The sequence below is a fragment of the Nonomuraea sp. NPDC049269 genome (assembly GCF_043197155.1).
Taxonomy (GTDB): Bacteria; Actinomycetota; Actinomycetes; order Streptosporangiales; family Streptosporangiaceae; genus Nonomuraea.
Genome location: NZ_JBICSO010000010.1, coordinates 492,240 through 506,621, shown reverse-complemented (window position 1 = coordinate 506,621; position 14,382 = coordinate 492,240). Strand labels below are relative to the sequence as shown.

The following is a 14,382-nucleotide window of genomic DNA, read 5'->3' as shown; positions in this document are numbered from 1 at the left end:
CCGATAGTGAGACTTCATCCGCACCGGCTGAAGGTTTCCCCTACTCGCCGATGGGTCGCTCCGGTTGCGCGAGCGGCAGTGTGAACCCGAACCGCGACCCGCCCCCGTCCCGTTTCGCCGCCCAGATCGTGCCGTGCTGACGGGTGATGATCCGGTAGCTGAGCGCCAGGCCGATTCCGCTGCCGTGTTCCTTGGAGGTGAACGACTCCGCGAACGGGTCGCGCGGCAGGCCCCGGCCCCGGTCGTCCACGGTGAAGGTGCCGTCAGCGGACGTGGCGATGACGATCGACTTCGCCGCGGACGGTGACTGCGCCATCTCGTCGACGGCGTTGAAGGCGAGGTTGAGCACCACCTGGCCGGTCAGCACCCGTTCGCAGCGCACCAGCACCGGCTCGGGACAGAGCCGGACCTGGACCTCGACGCCGAGCGGCGCCGCTCGCAGCCGCACGAAATAGCGGCATTCTTCGACGATGTCGTTGAGGTCGGCCACCTGTTCCACCTGCTCCAGATGGCCGACGAAGGCACGCACCGAGCTCACGATCGCGGAGGCGCGGTCGATCTGGTCGACCGCACCGGTGATGCCGTGGGTCAGCCACTCGCGCTGCTCCAACCGGTCGGCCCGGTGGCGCACCCCGGCCAGGAAGTTGGCGGCGGCGGCCAGCGGCTGGCCGAGCTCGTGGGCGATCGCCATGGCCATGTCGCCCATGGCGTTGTAGCGGGCCAGGTGGTTCTCCCGGTGCAGCTCGCGGGTGCGGCGGACGTGATCCTGGACCCGGTCGGAGACGTCGTGCAGGATCATCAGCAGGGCGTCGCTGTCTTCCTCACGCAGCCGTTCCAGCGACCCTTCCAGCCACACCCGCTCGCCATGGGGGTGGCACACCTCCAGCTGGACCGACGTGACCGGGGTGGCGCGAGTGAGGACGTCCTGCCAGCTCGCCTCGCGGCCGTCGAGCCGCAGCCGGGCGAACGCGGTCAGCGGCCGCATCGGCTCGTCCGCCTGCTCGTTCACCGGTGCGCCGATCGCGCTGAGCGCGGTGTCGGTCGCGAAACGGATCATCCCCGTCGCGTCCAGCATCAGCGCGAGGGTGGAGGTGTAGTGGGCCAGCGCGTCGACGTACGACGTGGTGAGCCGCAGCTCGCGCTCGACCCGCTGCTCGCGCTCGATGTCGCGGAACTGCACCATGACCGCCGGCCCCTGCGCGAGCTCGACCCGCACCGCGAGGGCGTCTGTCGGGATGACCCGCCCGGACTTGGAGCGGTAGTGCCATTCGATCCGGCTCGCGCCCTTGTCCACGGCGTCCTGCAGCCAGTCCCGGCCGATGATCCGGTCGTACTGCTGTGCCGAGCTGCTCATGTGGTTGGCCTTGAGCGGCCGGATCTCGTTCAGCGTGAATTCCAGCAGTTCGCAGGCGGCCGGGTTGGCCCACAGGATGTTCTTGGTCGCCGCGTCGTGAACGAGCACGCACATCCGGGAGGCGTTCATCATCGCCACGAAGTCGTCGGTGACGAGCTCGGGAGCCCGCGGATCTACTGGCATCACCACAGCGTAGGTCCCGGGCCGGAGAACGGGTGTTAAAGAAATCCCCTACGCCGGCCCGAGGAAATGACGACTGACGGATCGGTGGCGCTCTTCTTACGCTGGAGCACATACCGAACCTCATGAGGAGCTGTGATGGCGCAGAGTCAGGGGACCGAGGCCGAACGCGCGGCGCGAAACAGTGCCGCCGCGTTCGACGAGATGCTCGCCGAGCTGGCCGAGCGTCGACAGGAGTTCCGCGAGCAGCGCTACGTCTCCAAGGACTTCGTCCACCGGCTCAAGGGGCTCGGCTTGTACCGTTCCGCCACGCCGGAGCGGTTCGGCGGGCAGACGATGCCGCCCGCGGAGTTCCTCAAGAAGATCGAGCGGATCTCGGCCGTCGACGGCTCCACCGGCTGGGTCGCGAGCTTCGGCTCCCAGCTGGTCTATCTGGGCTCGCTGCCGCTGGAGACCCAGGCCAAGCTGTACGCCGACGGCCCTGACGTCGTCTTCGCCGGGGCGCTGTTCCCGATCCAGCAGGCCACCCCCACCGAACGCGGCTTCCTGGTCAACGGCCGGTGGAAGTTCGCCAGCGGCTGCATGGCCGCCGACATCATCTGTGTCGGCATCCCCGGCGACGACTCGACCTCCGGCAAGCCCCGTGGGGCTCTGGTGAATCCGGCGGATCTGGAGATCGTGCGGGACTGGGACGTCGTCGGCATGCGGGGCACCGGCTCCTTCGATCTGCTCGCCGACAATGTCGAGGTGGATCGCGAGTGGACCTTCATCCGCGGTGGGGAGCCGGTGGTGGACGAGCCGCTCTACCGCTACCCCGCGATCACGTACGCCGCCCAGTCGCTCTCCGTCGTCTCCGCCGGCGTCGCCCGGGCCGCCCTCGACTTCGCCAAGGAGGTCGGCAGCGGCCGGGGCAGCATCACCGGCGCCCCGAAACTCGCCGACCGCGCCTACTACCGCGCCGGCATCGCCGAGTCCGAGGCCGTGCTCCGCTCCGCGCGCGCCTACTTCTACGAGGCCGCCGACGAGGCCTGGCAGACGCTCGTCGCCGGCGGCCTGGTCAGCGACGAACAGAACGCGCATCTGCGACTGTCCGCCGCCTACCTCGCCCGGACCTCCTCGGAGGTGGTCCACAAGGTCGTCTCCCTCTCCGGCACCGCCGCGATCTACCGCGATCACCCGCTGCAGGCCCTGCTCGGCGACGCGCTGGTGCCGCAGGAGCACGCCTTCCTCAGCCCGGCGATGTACGACGCCGCGGGCGCCGTCTTCATGGGCCGGCCACCAACCGTCCCCGCCTTCCGCTGAGCGACGGAGACACATCGAAATACGCGTCTAGCGTCGTTCGAGCGTGAGCAGCGGCTCAGAGAACACCGGCGCCGGCGCTCCGGGATCCGCGGCGACAGCCTGCTCCAGGCGGCGGAAGCCGGCCTCCAGTTCGTCGGGACTCAGCTGAGCGAAGAACGAAAGGGTGCGCAGGCGCAGCCGTTCGAGCATGTCAGCGCGAGTACCGGAGGACGGCTCGGTAACCGTGCCGAAGCCGGTGACGCGCCAGCCTTCCGAGGTGAACATCGCGATGGCCTCGTGCAGCGGCTGAAACAGCGAGGCGTCCACCTCGTAGCCGCGGGGGAAGTGCGCCAGCCACCACGGCCTGGGATGGTGGTCGCTGAAATTCGCGCGCAGTAGCAGCCGCCCGCCGGGCCTGAGCACCCTGGCCAGCTCCCGCACCGCCCGCGGCTTGTCCTGGACGTGGTGCCAGGACAGGAACATGAGAGCGTAGTCGGCGCTGCCGGACGGCACCGGCATGTCCTCGGCGGAGCCTGCCAGGTACCGCACACCGGGATGCGGGGACTGCGCCTGAGCTGTCTCACGCATACGGACCGACGGCTCGACCCCGGTGACCGGCCCGAACGCTCGCGCCAGCGCGGGGGTGAACCTGCCGGTCCCTGAACCGACGTCCAGCCCCGCCAGCGGACGCCGCTCGGGCAGCACCGCTCCGAAGGCACTGATCCACGTCTGCAACTGCTGCTCGGCAAGCGCACGGCCACGCGCGTAGTCCTGGTACTGCTCCGTGTCGTAATCGATCCGCCTCATCGCACCTCCCGCGTCCAGTCGGGCTGGGCAAACTAACGGCCCGATATATCGGCTTGATACATCGTCACGATATGCAGCGTCGTGTCATGCCGCAAGGCGGGCATTGCGGTCACGTGTCCCCGGGTTCCTGAGTGGAGTGACGCACGTCACGTCGCGTCATGTCACGTCTCAGCGATCAGCGGTGTCCTGAGGGCATGACCGAACACAACACATCCCACAAGGTCGTGGTCATCGGCGGCGGTTACGCCGGAACGCTCGCGGCCAACCGTCTGCGGATGCGCGACGACGTCGACATCACTCTGGTCAATCCGCGCCCGGAGTTCGTCGAACGCATCCGGCTGCACCAGTTCGTGGCCCGTACCGGCGACGCCACGATCGCCTACGGTACGCTCCTCGGCGAGGGCATCCAGCTGGTCGTCGACAGCGTCACGCGCATCGACACCGCCGCCCGCACCGTGCGGCTGGCGTCGGGCCGCGCCCTGGACTACGACTACGTCATCTACGCGGTCGGCAGCATCGCGGCGACACCGTCATCGGTGCCCGGCGCGGTCGAATTCGCTCTGCCCATCGCTGAATTCGAGTCCGCGCAGCAGCTGCGCGCCAGACTGGAGGAGTTGCCCCTTGACGCTCCGGTCACCGTGGTCGGCGGCGGATTGACCGGCATCGAGACGGCCGCCGAACTGGCCGAACAAGGACGCGCGGTCACACTGGTGTGCGGCCGGACCCTGGCGCCCTACATGAGTGCGTCGGGGCGCCGATACATCGCCAAGTGGCTGAACCGGCACGGTGTCGCCGTGCTCGAGGCCGGTGTGGTGACCGAGGTACGGCAGGATGAGGTCGTCCTTGCCGGCGGTGCGGTGCGTCCGAGCGCGCTGACCATCTGGACGGCCGGTTTCGGTGTGCCGGGGCTGGCGGCGGCGAGCGGGCTGCGCACCGACGCGCTCGGCCGGCTGCTCGCCGACGAGACGCTGACCAGCGTCGACGACGACCGCATCGTCGCGGCCGGCGACGCCGCCGCACCATCGGGCCAGGCGCTGCGGATGAGCGGCTACGCCGCCGGGCCGCTCGGGGCACAGGCCGCCGACACCGTGCTGAGCCGCATCGCGGGAACCGAACCGGCGGTGATCAACCTGGCCTTCACGGGGGCGTGCGTCAGCCTCGGCCGGCACGCGGGCATCCGGCAGCTCGCCCGCAAGGACGACACGACGGTGAACGTCTACATCGGCGGCCGCATGGGCGCGGCGATCAAGGAGGTGACCTGCAAGTTCGTGGTGTCGAAGAGGATTCGCGGTGAGGCCCGCAAGCCGGGTTCCATGGGCTGGCCCAGGGGCGGCCCGCGTCCCGAGCAGTCGGCCTCCGCCGCGCGGGTGGTCACCTCCCCGTGAGCGCCGACGAGCATGCCGAGCGGTTCACCCTGTTGCGGCCGCTGCTGTTCACGATCGTCTACGAGATACTCGGCTCGGTAACCGAATCCGACGACGTGCTGCAGGACAGCTACCTGCGGTGGGCCGACGTGGACCTCGCGACCGTACGGGACACCAAGTCGTATCTGGCACAGCTGGTGACCCGTCAGGCGCTCAACGCCTTGCGGGCGGGCGCGCGGCGGCGCGAGGACTACGTCGGTTCGTGGCTGCCCGAGCCGCTGCTGCTCGCCGAAAGCGATGCCTCGGCCGATGTGCTGCTCGCCGAGTCAGTGTCGATGGCGATGCTCGTGCTGCTCGAAACACTCACCCCCGACGAGCGTGCGGTGTTCGTGCTGCGTGAGGTGTTCGGCTTCGGCTACCACGACATCGCCACAGCGGTGGGCAAATCCGTGGCGACGGTGCGCCAGGTGGCGCACCGTGCCCGCGAGCACGTACAGGCGCGGCGCAAGCGCTTCGAGCCCGTCGACGCCCCGACGACCGCGCGGATCACCGAGCAGTTCATGACCGCGGCGGCCAGCGGTGACCTGGAAGGGCTGCTCTCGCTGCTCGCGCCGGACGTCACCTGGACCGCCGACAGCGGCGGCAAGGCCACCGCGGCACGCCGGCCGGTGGTGGGCGCGGAGAAGGTGGCCGCGGTCCTCATGAGCTTGTTCCGCCTGGGGCGGCTGGATGACCTGCGGATCGAAATGGTCAACTGCAACAGCGCGCCCGCGATAGTGCTCAGCGGCGAGCGCCTGGAAGGCGTCTTCCTGATCGAGATCGCCGATGGGCAGATCACCAACTTCTATGCCATCCGCAACCCGGACAAACTTCTCGCGGTGTCGGTTCCGCGTCAGATCAGCCGGTAGGGGGAACGATGACCAAGGAGTCGACCATGACCGACACCCAGGTAGTGATCGCTGGTGCGGGGCCGACGGGGTTGATGCTCGCGTGCGAGCTGCGGCTCGCCGGGGTCGATGTGCTCGTGCTCGAGCGTCTCCCGGAGCCTCGAACGGTGGAATCACGGGCCGGTGGTCTGCACATCCGCACGATGGAGACGCTCGATCAGCGGGGCTTGCTCGACCGGTTTCTCGAGCGCGGACGCCCGAGGCAGGAGGTGCACTTCTCCGGACTCGGTCTCGACCTATCCGATATGGCGACGCGATATCCGTACGCTCTGCTCATCTTGCAGGCCGAGGTGGAACGGCTGCTGGAGGAGCGCGCGGCGCAGTTGGGGGTACGGCTGCGCCGCGACGCCGAGGTGAGGGGGTTCACCCAGGATGAAACGGGTGTCATGGTGGAGCTCGCGGACGGGTCGCGCGTCCGGGCGGACTACCTCGTCGGCTGCGACGGCGGCCGCAGCATCGTGCGTGGGCTCGCCGGCATCGAGTTCCCCGGCACCCCGGCCACGATGACCGCGAGGCTCGGCGACGTCGAGCTCGCCGAGCCGCCCGCGGCCGACATCTTCCAGGAGCGGCGCGAGCACGGCAGGTTCTCGGTGCTGTCGTACGGCTCGGACTGGTACCGGGTGCTGACCAACGAGTTCGATCACGTCGCCGACCGGGACGAACCGATGACCCTGGAGACCCTCCGCAAGTCCTTGCTCAAGATCGCCGGGACGGATTACGGGATGCACTCACCGCGCTGGCTCTCCCGGCACGGCGACGCGGCGCGTCAGGCCGACCGTTACCGCGTGGGCCGGGTTCTCCTCGCCGGCGACGCCGCGCACATCCACTTCCCAGCGGGCGGTCAGGGCCTGAACACCGGCGTGCAGGACGCGGTCAACCTCGGCTGGAAGCTCGCCGCCGTCGTCCGCGGCCAGAGTCCGGACCTGCTGCTCGACACCTACCAGGCCGAACGCCACCCGGTCGCCGCCCGCGTCCTGCAGAACACCCGCGCCCAGACCGCCCTCTGGCGGGTGGACGATCACACCTCCGCTCTGCGCGAGGTGCTGGACGATCTCATCGGCATCGACGAGGTACGGCTGCGCCTGGCCGGCATGATCACGGCGACCGACATCAGGTACCCGATGGAGGGGACGGATGACCTCCTCGGCCGGCGGATTCCGGATCTCGACATCGGACACGGCCGCATCTACGAGCTGCTGCACCGCGCCCGTGCGGTTCTGCTGGATCTTGGTGGTCTTCCGCCGCTCGACGCCGTCGTGACCGGCTGGTCGGACCGGGTCGATCTCGTCCGCGCCCGTCCTGCCGAGGGCTCCGATCTCGGCGCGGACGCGGTACTCATCCGTCCCGACGGACATGTCGCCTGGGTCACCCGCGCCGGCGAGCGGCCAGACCTGGACGCTCTCCGGACCACCCTCACGACGTGGCTCGGCCCGACCGGTCTTCATGGCACGCACGTACGCCCGCGCAGCTGATGGAGATGTTCATGATCGGTGCGCCGTCCTCCCGAGCGGAAATCCGCCCGTGACCGAGCTTGACCGACGTGATCGGCGGCGGCGCCCGTATCGAGTTCGCCAGTACCTTTACGTCTTGCGCGCGAGGACGAGCCGGCACTTCGGGCTGCCGTCCTCGCGTCGGCCCAGGGCGGTCAAGGGGGCCGTCGTCACGGTGAATCCGGCTGCTGCCAGGTCGTCCCGGACCGCGTGCAGCGGGCAGGTGCCGTAGTACATGACGAAGGGGGGACGCCACACGGCATTCCGCACCCGCATGGCCAGGTCGAATCCGCGCAGCGTCCAGTACTGGCCCGACGTGATGGGCGGTGGCGCGCCGATGGGGAAGGCGAAGAGCCCGTTCGGCCGTAGTGCGCGATACACCCCGGCGAAGAGCGAGGACCGTTCGGCGGGCAGGAAGTGTCCGAGCGCGCCGAAGCTGACCGCGAGGTCGAAGGCCTCGGCGAAGGGCAGGGCTAGAACGTCGGCCTGTGCCCACTCGGCGTCCGGGTGCGCTCGGCGCGCCTGCGCGAGCATGCCGGTGCTGAAGTCGACGCCCGTGATCCGTCCTTGGCACAGGGGTTCGAGGGTCCGCATGCCCGCTCCGGTGCCGCAGCACACGTCCAGTCCCCGCTCGAACGGCCCGAGCGGCCGCAGGGCGTCGGTGGTCGCGTCAAGAACGCTGTCGGGGGTGCGAAACGGCGTGTGGTCGAACTTCGGGGCGAGCAGGTCGTAGCCGCGCTCGACCGAGGACAGCGCCTGGACCACCAGCTCACGCAGCGACGGGCCTTGAGGCGAGAACATCAGTCAAGGGTACTTTCTCCGGTGCCGCCTCGAGATCCGGCGCGTGCCTAAGAAATCTACATTGTAAAGGCGGGCCCTGGAAATGGAAGATCCAGTGGCCCCTGGACCGCTGGGGGCAGGGGAGGTACGAGCTGAGCCGGCCGGGTTGCGGCAGCACGCAACTAAAGAGACATCCGTACGTGCCGAACGGCAGGTGTGGTGGCCTTCTCCCGCACGCCAGGGTGATGGCATGTCGCTGATCAACATCGCTCCCGCGTCGGTTCACCACAACGCCTGGTTTCCCGGGCGGTTCCTCGGTGGCGGCGCCCTGGTGCTCGGGCCGCTCCTGTGGTTCGCCGGGCTGACGCTGCGCCACCTGGCGGTGAGCACCGCGGAGTTCACGCCGGAGCAGCGTGCGCATTTCGCCACGCAGCCGTTCGCCGCGCCCGAGCAACTGGCCGCTTACACCGTGAACCCGGGGCTGGCCACAGCCGGCTACGCCTGTTACACGGCGGGAGCCATCGTGCTGTGCCTGGCCATCGTCGTCCTGGCCCGGGTGGCTGCCGCGCGCTCACCCTGGCTGGCCCGCCTGGGCGGCGCGATGGTGGTCGTGGGGTTGTTCTCGCGCCTGTACTGGGCGGGTGTGGACGAGACGGCCCTGCGGCTCATCGGGACGCTTGGGCTGGAGCGGACGACCGAGATCGTGATGAACCTGTACGTGGACATTTCCTACGGGCCCTGGCGGGTGCCGGTTTCGGCGGCCTTCGGTCTCTATATCGGGACACTGCTCCTCGGCCTGGCCGCCTTCCGCTCGGGCACGTTCGGCACCGGGCGGCTGGTGCTGTTCCTGTTCTCGGGATGGATGTGGACCGGTGTGCTGAAGAGAAGCGAGCTGATCGACGGGGTCCTGTCGGGCGCTGCCCTGTGCCTGGTGCTCGTGCCGCTCGGGATCAAGCTGCTGCGCGATGCCATGCCGGAGTTGCGCACACAAGCTCAGCCTGCGGGGGACAGGGCGTCATCGCGGGTGCTCAGCTGGTGACACGCCGCTCCGGGCACCGCTTGGCGGTGTCTACGCTGTCGTGGGTGAGGGATGTGCGGGCCGGGGTCTTGTCGTGGGTGCTGCCCGCGGCCGCCTTCTGCGGGGCCTTCGTGCCGGCGGCACTGCCCGGCGCGCGGGCGTTCGGGTACGCGGCAACGCTGGCCGGGCTGCCGGCCGGCGGTGGGCTGACCGCCTACGTTCCCGCCGCCGTGGTGGGGCTGCTGGCCGCGGCGGCGGCCAGGGTCGCCCCCGGCCGGCCGTGGCTGTTGCCGGTGCTCGCACTGGTGGACGCGGTGCTTCGCGCGCCGGGGCTACTGCTGGCCGTGGCCTCGTACGTCGCCGCGACCACCTTGCGGCGCCCGGCGCCGCTCGCGCTGTACGCGGTGCCGGCCAGTCTGGTCGCGGTCATCCCGCAGCCCGGCGTCGGACTGGTCTCCGCTCTCGGCGGCGCGCCCCTGTTCGCCTGGCTCCCACTGGCGCTCGGACTGTGGGCCGGCGCCCGCCGGCAAGTGGTCGACGGGCTGCGTGAGCGCGCCCGGCGGCTGGAGCGCGAGCAGTCGGCGCGAACCGAGCAGGCGCGCGCGCAGGAGCGCGCCCGGATCGCGCGCGAGATGCACGATGTGGTGACGCACCGGGTCTCGCTCATGGTCCTGCGGGCGGGAGCGCTGGAAATCAACGCCACCGACGAGAAGACCGCGGCGGAGGCGGAGCTGATTCGCGCAACGGGCAAGGACGCGCTCACCGAGCTCAGAGCGGTGCTGGGGGTCCTCGACGAGGAGGACGGGGATTACCACCCGCGGCCGACACTGGCCGAGCTCGACTGGCTCCTGGAGCAGTCCCGCTCGGCCGGCGTACCGGTGGAACGGCACGAGGAGGGCGATCCTGGCGCGCTGCCCGTCATGGTCCAGCACACCGCCTACCGCGTCGTCCAGGAGGCCCTCACGAACATCCACAAACACGCGGGCCGAGCCGCGACCCAGGTCGTCCTGCGTCACCTGCCCGCCGCGCTGCACATTGACGTGCGCAACGCCGCCCCGCCGAGCCCGGCCCTGGACCTGCCCGGCGGCGGGTCCGGGCTGCTGGGGCTGCGCGAGCGCGTGGAACTGCTGGGGGGAGAGTTCACGGCCGGGGCGGAACCCGACGGCGGATTCCTGGTCAGCGTCAGGCTACCGACATGATCAAAGTGCTGATCGCGGACGACGAGGCACTGGTGCGTACGGGCCTGCGCGCGATCCTGGAGGCCGCCGACGACATCGAGGTGATCGCCGAGGCGCCGAACGGGGCCGAGGCGGTGACCGAGGCCGCCCGCTACCGGCCGCACGTCGTCCTCATGGATGTGCGGATGCCCGTCATGGACGGCGTGACGGCTCTCAGGGAGATCAACCGCTCCCTCCAGCCGCCCAAGGTGGTCATGCTCACCACCTTCGACCGCGACGAGTACGTCTACAGCGCCCTGCGGGCCAGGGCGGCGGGCTTCCTGCTGAAGGACACCGCGCCTCGCGACCTGATCGCCGCCGTGCGCGCGGTGGCGCAAGGCAATGCCATGCTCTCACCGACTGTGACCAAGCGCATGCTCGATGCCTTCGCCAGGTGGGAAACCCCCGACGCGGCCGCCGCCAGGAAGCGTCTGTCCAGGCTCACCGAGCGCGAGCGCCAAGTCGCGCGGGTGGTGGCTCGGGGGCTGTCCAACACCGAGATCGCCCGCGAGCTGAACATGACCGAGACCACGGTCAAGGCGCACGTCAGCCGTACGCTGGCCAAGTTGGGCCTGGCCAACCGGGTGCAGATCGCGCTGCTCGTCCGCGACGCAGGCGGGAACGACCCACCCTGAGCCCCTCGCGGTCCTGGCTCTACAACGGTATGAGGTTCAGCAGGAGGGCGATGACGCCGCCCGTCGACAGAAGGAAAGTCGTGCCGGCGTGCATCCCGATCGACGCTCCCGGCGGATCCACTGGCCCTCCGGGTAGTTCGCGAGAAACGCCTCGACGAACTCCACGGGGTCTTGCCCGACGATCTCGCGGATCGGGGTGCCGTCCGTCGCGCTCTGCTCGAACAGATCGGCGAGGTCCTCGTGCATCGAAACCACGTCGTCCCCCGGTCCGAAGTGCATCAGGTAGCGCTCCAGCGCTTCGACCGCCGTGCGATAGTTCTCGGGAAGCTCTTTGATGCGCGCCTTGTACTGCCGCCAGCGCTTCTTCTCCTCGAGCGACCCTGTGACCGCCTCCAAATACTGCAGGTAGCGCCTCTTCGGCTCGCCCGGCCCTGTGGTCATGGCTACTTGCCTCCTTCGCGGAGCTGTTCGAGCCGTTCTGCGAGGAAGCTCCAGGTCCTCCAGAATTCGGCGAGATATTCCTGGCCCTGGGCGTTGAGGGTGTACACCTTGCGCGGCGGTCCCTTCTCCGACGGGACCTTCTGCACGTCGACGAAGCCGCGCTGCTCGATCCGGACCAGCAGCGCGTAGATGGTGCCCTCGGCGATGTCGGAGAAGCCCTGATCCCGCAGCCACGCCGTGATCTCGTAGCCGTACGCGGGCCGGCCGGACAGGATCGCCAGGACGATGCCCTCCAGCGTTCCCTTGAGCAGCTCCGTCGCCAGCTTGCCCATGTACGCCACCTTCGGCTACCCAGTAATGCTGACTACCAGTAGCTAGCAACACCGAATAGCCGCGCAATTACCCTATAAACCAGTAGGAAATATTGACTTATTGGGGGATCGCGGCTTAGTTTCGTTGGTATGAGCCAGGGCTTTCTGCTGACCAGGCGCTCTCACGTGGATTTCTGCCACGTCGCCAGCGCGCAGTGTCGTTGATCACGGACCCGTAGCCGCCGCATCCCACCCTCGTGCTCCTGGCGTGGCGGGCGCCGCCCACGCCGCCGCCGACTCCTCTTCTCCGCGGCGCCCCGGCAGCCGCGTGAGCATGCCTTCTCCGTGAGGAACCTTCTCGTGATCATGCAATCACCCACATCCGGCCACCCCGCCGGCCGCCCGCACCGGAACGGGACACCCGCATGACCGACACACTGCCCGATCGGGCCATCGCAGCCGACCAGTTCAGGCGGGCACTCGCCGTGCACGCCAGCGGCGTCGTGGTCATCACCGCGCAGAGCGACGGCATTCCCGTGGGCCTCACCGCCACGTCCTTCTCCTCGGTCAGCCTGGAGCCGCCCTTGGTCTCCTTCTACGTGGACCGTTCCTCGACCACCTGGCCCCAGTTGAGCGGCGCCGACCACTTCGCGGTCAACATCCTGACCAGCGACCAGGCCGAGCTGGCGGCCCGCTTCGCCCGCAAGAGCATCGACCGGTTCGCCGCGCCCACCCGCTGGCGCCCAGGACCGCTGGGCGCTCCGTTGCTGCAGGACGTCTCGGCGCACCTTGTCTGCCTGCCCTACGAGCGGGCCGTGGTCGGCGACCACATCCTGGTGGTCGGCCTGGTCGCCGAGGCGGACGTGCAGCGGCCCGGCCGCCCGCTGCTCTACCACCAGGGCCGCTTCGGCCGCTTCCTGGCCCACCCCGACTCCTGAACCCCGGAGGACCCGTGTCCATCTCCACGCAGACGGCGCTCTACGCGACCCCTGTCGACCTCGCCGCGTACGGCCACTACGGCCCGGGCCGGCTGCACCTGTCGCCGGACTGGAACCGTCCGGTCTACCCGTTCCAGGGCCGGATCACCGCCGACGGCTCCAGCGGCTTCCGCGCCGAACCTGGCCGCTACCACCTCTACCTCGCCTGGGTCTGCCCGTACGCCCACCGCGCCGCCATCGTCCGCAAGCTCAAAGGACTGGAGGACGTGGTCACACTGTCGTACGTGGACGACGACCGCGACGGCCGCGGATGGGCGTTCAGGGAGCACCGCGGCGCCGACCCGGTCAACGGCTTCACCCTGCTGGAGCAGGCCTACGAGGCGACCGAGAAGGGGTACGGCGGCCACATCTCGGTCCCCGTCCTCTGGGACCGGCGGACCGGCGCGATCGTCAGCAACAACTTCCCCGACATCACGATCGACCTGGCCACCCAGTTCGAACCGTGGGCCGACACCTCCGTCGACCTCTACCCCGGCAAGCTGCGCCCGGAGATCAACAAGCTGAACGGGTGGATCTACTTCGACGTCAACACCGGCGTCTCCCGCGTGGCCCGCGCCGCTACCGAGGACGAGCGCGAGCAGGAGCGCCACCGGGTCGTCTCCGCGCTGGAGCGGCTGGACGAACGCCTGGCCGAGCGGCGGTTCCTGACCGGCGACACGATCACCGAGGCGGACGTGCGGCTGTGGGTGACGCTGGCCAGGTTCGACTCCGGTGACAACCGCGGCCACCTCATCAGTGAGCGGGAGCTGTCCGACTTCGAACACCTCTGGCCGTACGCCCGCGACCTGTACCAGCGCCCCGCCTTCCGGGAGACGACCGAGGGCCTGCCGGCGACGTGGGACGCGCCGCACGGGCGGGGGCTATGACGCGCAAGCAACCCCACCCGGCTCATGCTCTCGCTCGGCGAACCACCCTGAAGGCGGACCAGTGACAGAACCACAGCTCGACCACCTCGTGTACGCGGTGTCCGACCTCGCCGCGGGAGTCGCCGAGTTCGCCGAGCGAACCGGAGTCCGCCCGGTGGCCGGAGGCAGCCATCCTGGAGGCACCGCCAATCACCTCGTCCGCTTCGGCCCCACCTCCTACCTGGAGATCATCGGGCCCGACCCTGAGGCGTCCGTACGGCCGCGGGCCTTCGGCCTGGAAACCCTCACCGAGCCGCGGCTCGCCGCCTGGGCCGTACGCCCGGACGACCTCGACAAGGCGGTGCGGCGGGCCCGCGAGCAGGGCTACGACCCCGGCGACGTACAACCTCTGTCCAGGCGCACCCCGGCGGGCGAGCTGCTGGAGTGGCGGCTCACCCGGCGTGCGGACCCGGCGGCGGTCAGGCCGGTGCCGTTCCTCATCGACTGGGGCGCCACACCCCACCCGGCGGACTCGGACCTGCCTCTGGTGAGCCTGACCTCCTTCTCCGTCGTGCACCCGGCCCCGGACGCGCTGCGGGGCGACCTGGCCGCCCTCGGCGTCCGGCTCGACATCTCACAAGGACCCGAAACGGTGCTGCGCGCCGTGATCGACACCCCACTCGGCCCCGTGGCCCTGCGCTGACCAGGAAGAGA

At 69.7% G+C, this 14,382-nt stretch carries 15 protein-coding genes; 10 read left to right on the top strand and 5 right to left on the bottom strand.

Going from position 1 to position 14,382, the window contains the following annotated elements:
• Positions 1-40: 40 nt before the first annotated feature.
• Entirely contained in the window at positions 41-1,537 is a 1,497-nt protein-coding gene (locus ACGFNP_RS48750) for an ATP-binding protein (protein ID WP_393329953.1), read from the bottom strand.
• Positions 1,538-1,672: 135 nt separating this feature from the next.
• On the opposite strand from ACGFNP_RS48750, the gene ACGFNP_RS48745 reads away from it, so the two are divergent.
• Entirely contained in the window at positions 1,673-2,836 is a 1,164-nt protein-coding gene (locus tag ACGFNP_RS48745) for an acyl-CoA dehydrogenase family protein (RefSeq protein ID WP_358327674.1), read from the top strand.
• Positions 2,837-2,863: 27 nt separating this feature from the next.
• On the opposite strand, the gene ACGFNP_RS48740 is transcribed toward ACGFNP_RS48745, so the two are convergent.
• Positions 2,864-3,622 (bottom strand): class I SAM-dependent methyltransferase, encoded by a 759-nt coding sequence (locus ACGFNP_RS48740; protein ID WP_393329951.1) that lies wholly within the window; start codon positions 3,620-3,622, stop codon positions 2,864-2,866.
• A 194-nt stretch (positions 3,623-3,816) separates the two neighbouring features.
• Here ACGFNP_RS48740 and ACGFNP_RS48735 point away from each other — a divergent pair, with 194 nt between their 5' ends.
• The 3 genes from ACGFNP_RS48735 to ACGFNP_RS48725 are packed head-to-tail and all read left to right on the top strand — an operon-like array spanning position 3,817 to position 7,405.
• Positions 3,817-5,007, top strand: a complete 1,191-nt coding sequence (locus ACGFNP_RS48735) for an NAD(P)/FAD-dependent oxidoreductase (RefSeq protein WP_393329949.1) — start codon at positions 3,817-3,819, stop codon at positions 5,005-5,007.
• Complete coding sequence (sigJ, locus tag ACGFNP_RS48730; protein WP_393329947.1) at positions 5,004-5,894, top strand: RNA polymerase sigma factor SigJ; 891 nt, start codon at positions 5,004-5,006, stop codon at positions 5,892-5,894. The genes ACGFNP_RS48735 and sigJ overlap by 4 nt, the downstream gene beginning before the upstream one ends.
• Positions 5,895-5,920: 26 nt before the next feature.
• Positions 5,921-7,405, top strand: a complete 1,485-nt coding sequence (locus ACGFNP_RS48725; protein ID WP_393329945.1) for an FAD-dependent monooxygenase — start codon at positions 5,921-5,923, stop codon at positions 7,403-7,405.
• 108 nt (positions 7,406-7,513) lie between these two features.
• On the opposite strand, the gene ACGFNP_RS48720 is transcribed toward ACGFNP_RS48725, so the two are convergent.
• Entirely contained in the window at positions 7,514-8,224 is a 711-nt protein-coding gene (locus ACGFNP_RS48720) for a class I SAM-dependent methyltransferase (RefSeq protein ID WP_393329944.1), read from the bottom strand.
• Between the two features lie 229 nt (positions 8,225-8,453).
• Here ACGFNP_RS48720 and ACGFNP_RS48715 point away from each other — a divergent pair, with 229 nt between their 5' ends.
• Genes ACGFNP_RS48715 through ACGFNP_RS48705 form a run of 3 tightly spaced genes read left to right on the top strand, consistent with a single transcriptional unit; the run spans position 8,454 to position 11,073 of the window.
• Entirely contained in the window at positions 8,454-9,242 is a 789-nt protein-coding gene (locus ACGFNP_RS48715; protein ID WP_393329942.1) for a hypothetical protein, read from the top strand.
• Positions 9,243-9,286: 44 nt separating this feature from the next.
• The gene (locus tag ACGFNP_RS48710) at positions 9,287-10,420 is read left to right on the top strand and encodes a histidine kinase (protein WP_393329941.1); all 1,134 of its coding nucleotides are present in this window, start codon (positions 9,287-9,289) and stop codon (positions 10,418-10,420) included.
• The gene (locus ACGFNP_RS48705; protein ID WP_358327656.1) at positions 10,417-11,073 is read left to right on the top strand and encodes a response regulator transcription factor; all 657 of its coding nucleotides are present in this window, start codon (positions 10,417-10,419) and stop codon (positions 11,071-11,073) included. Before ACGFNP_RS48710 ends, ACGFNP_RS48705 begins: the two co-directional genes overlap by 4 nt.
• Positions 11,074-11,109: 36 nt before the next feature.
• Here ACGFNP_RS48705 and ACGFNP_RS48700 read toward each other — a convergent pair whose 3' ends face one another.
• Together ACGFNP_RS48700 and ACGFNP_RS48695 are read right to left on the bottom strand one after the other, a co-directional pair.
• Complete coding sequence (locus tag ACGFNP_RS48700) at positions 11,110-11,514, bottom strand: DUF1048 domain-containing protein (RefSeq protein WP_393329938.1); 405 nt, start codon at positions 11,512-11,514, stop codon at positions 11,110-11,112.
• A 2-nt stretch (positions 11,515-11,516) separates the two neighbouring features.
• The gene (locus ACGFNP_RS48695; RefSeq protein ID WP_393329936.1) at positions 11,517-11,846 is read right to left on the bottom strand and encodes a PadR family transcriptional regulator; all 330 of its coding nucleotides are present in this window, start codon (positions 11,844-11,846) and stop codon (positions 11,517-11,519) included.
• A gap of 404 nt (positions 11,847-12,250) precedes the next feature.
• Between ACGFNP_RS48695 and ACGFNP_RS48690 the strand changes: the two genes are divergently transcribed.
• From ACGFNP_RS48690 to ACGFNP_RS48680, 3 genes are all read left to right on the top strand, one after another.
• Positions 12,251-12,763, top strand: a complete 513-nt coding sequence (locus ACGFNP_RS48690) for a flavin reductase family protein (RefSeq protein WP_358327650.1) — start codon at positions 12,251-12,253, stop codon at positions 12,761-12,763.
• 14 nt (positions 12,764-12,777) lie between these two features.
• Positions 12,778-13,689 (top strand): glutathione S-transferase C-terminal domain-containing protein, encoded by a 912-nt coding sequence (locus ACGFNP_RS48685; protein WP_393329934.1) that lies wholly within the window; start codon positions 12,778-12,780, stop codon positions 13,687-13,689.
• A 61-nt stretch (positions 13,690-13,750) separates the two neighbouring features.
• Entirely contained in the window at positions 13,751-14,371 is a 621-nt protein-coding gene (locus ACGFNP_RS48680) for a VOC family protein (protein WP_393329932.1), read from the top strand.
• The last annotated feature ends 11 nt before the right edge of the window (positions 14,372-14,382 follow it).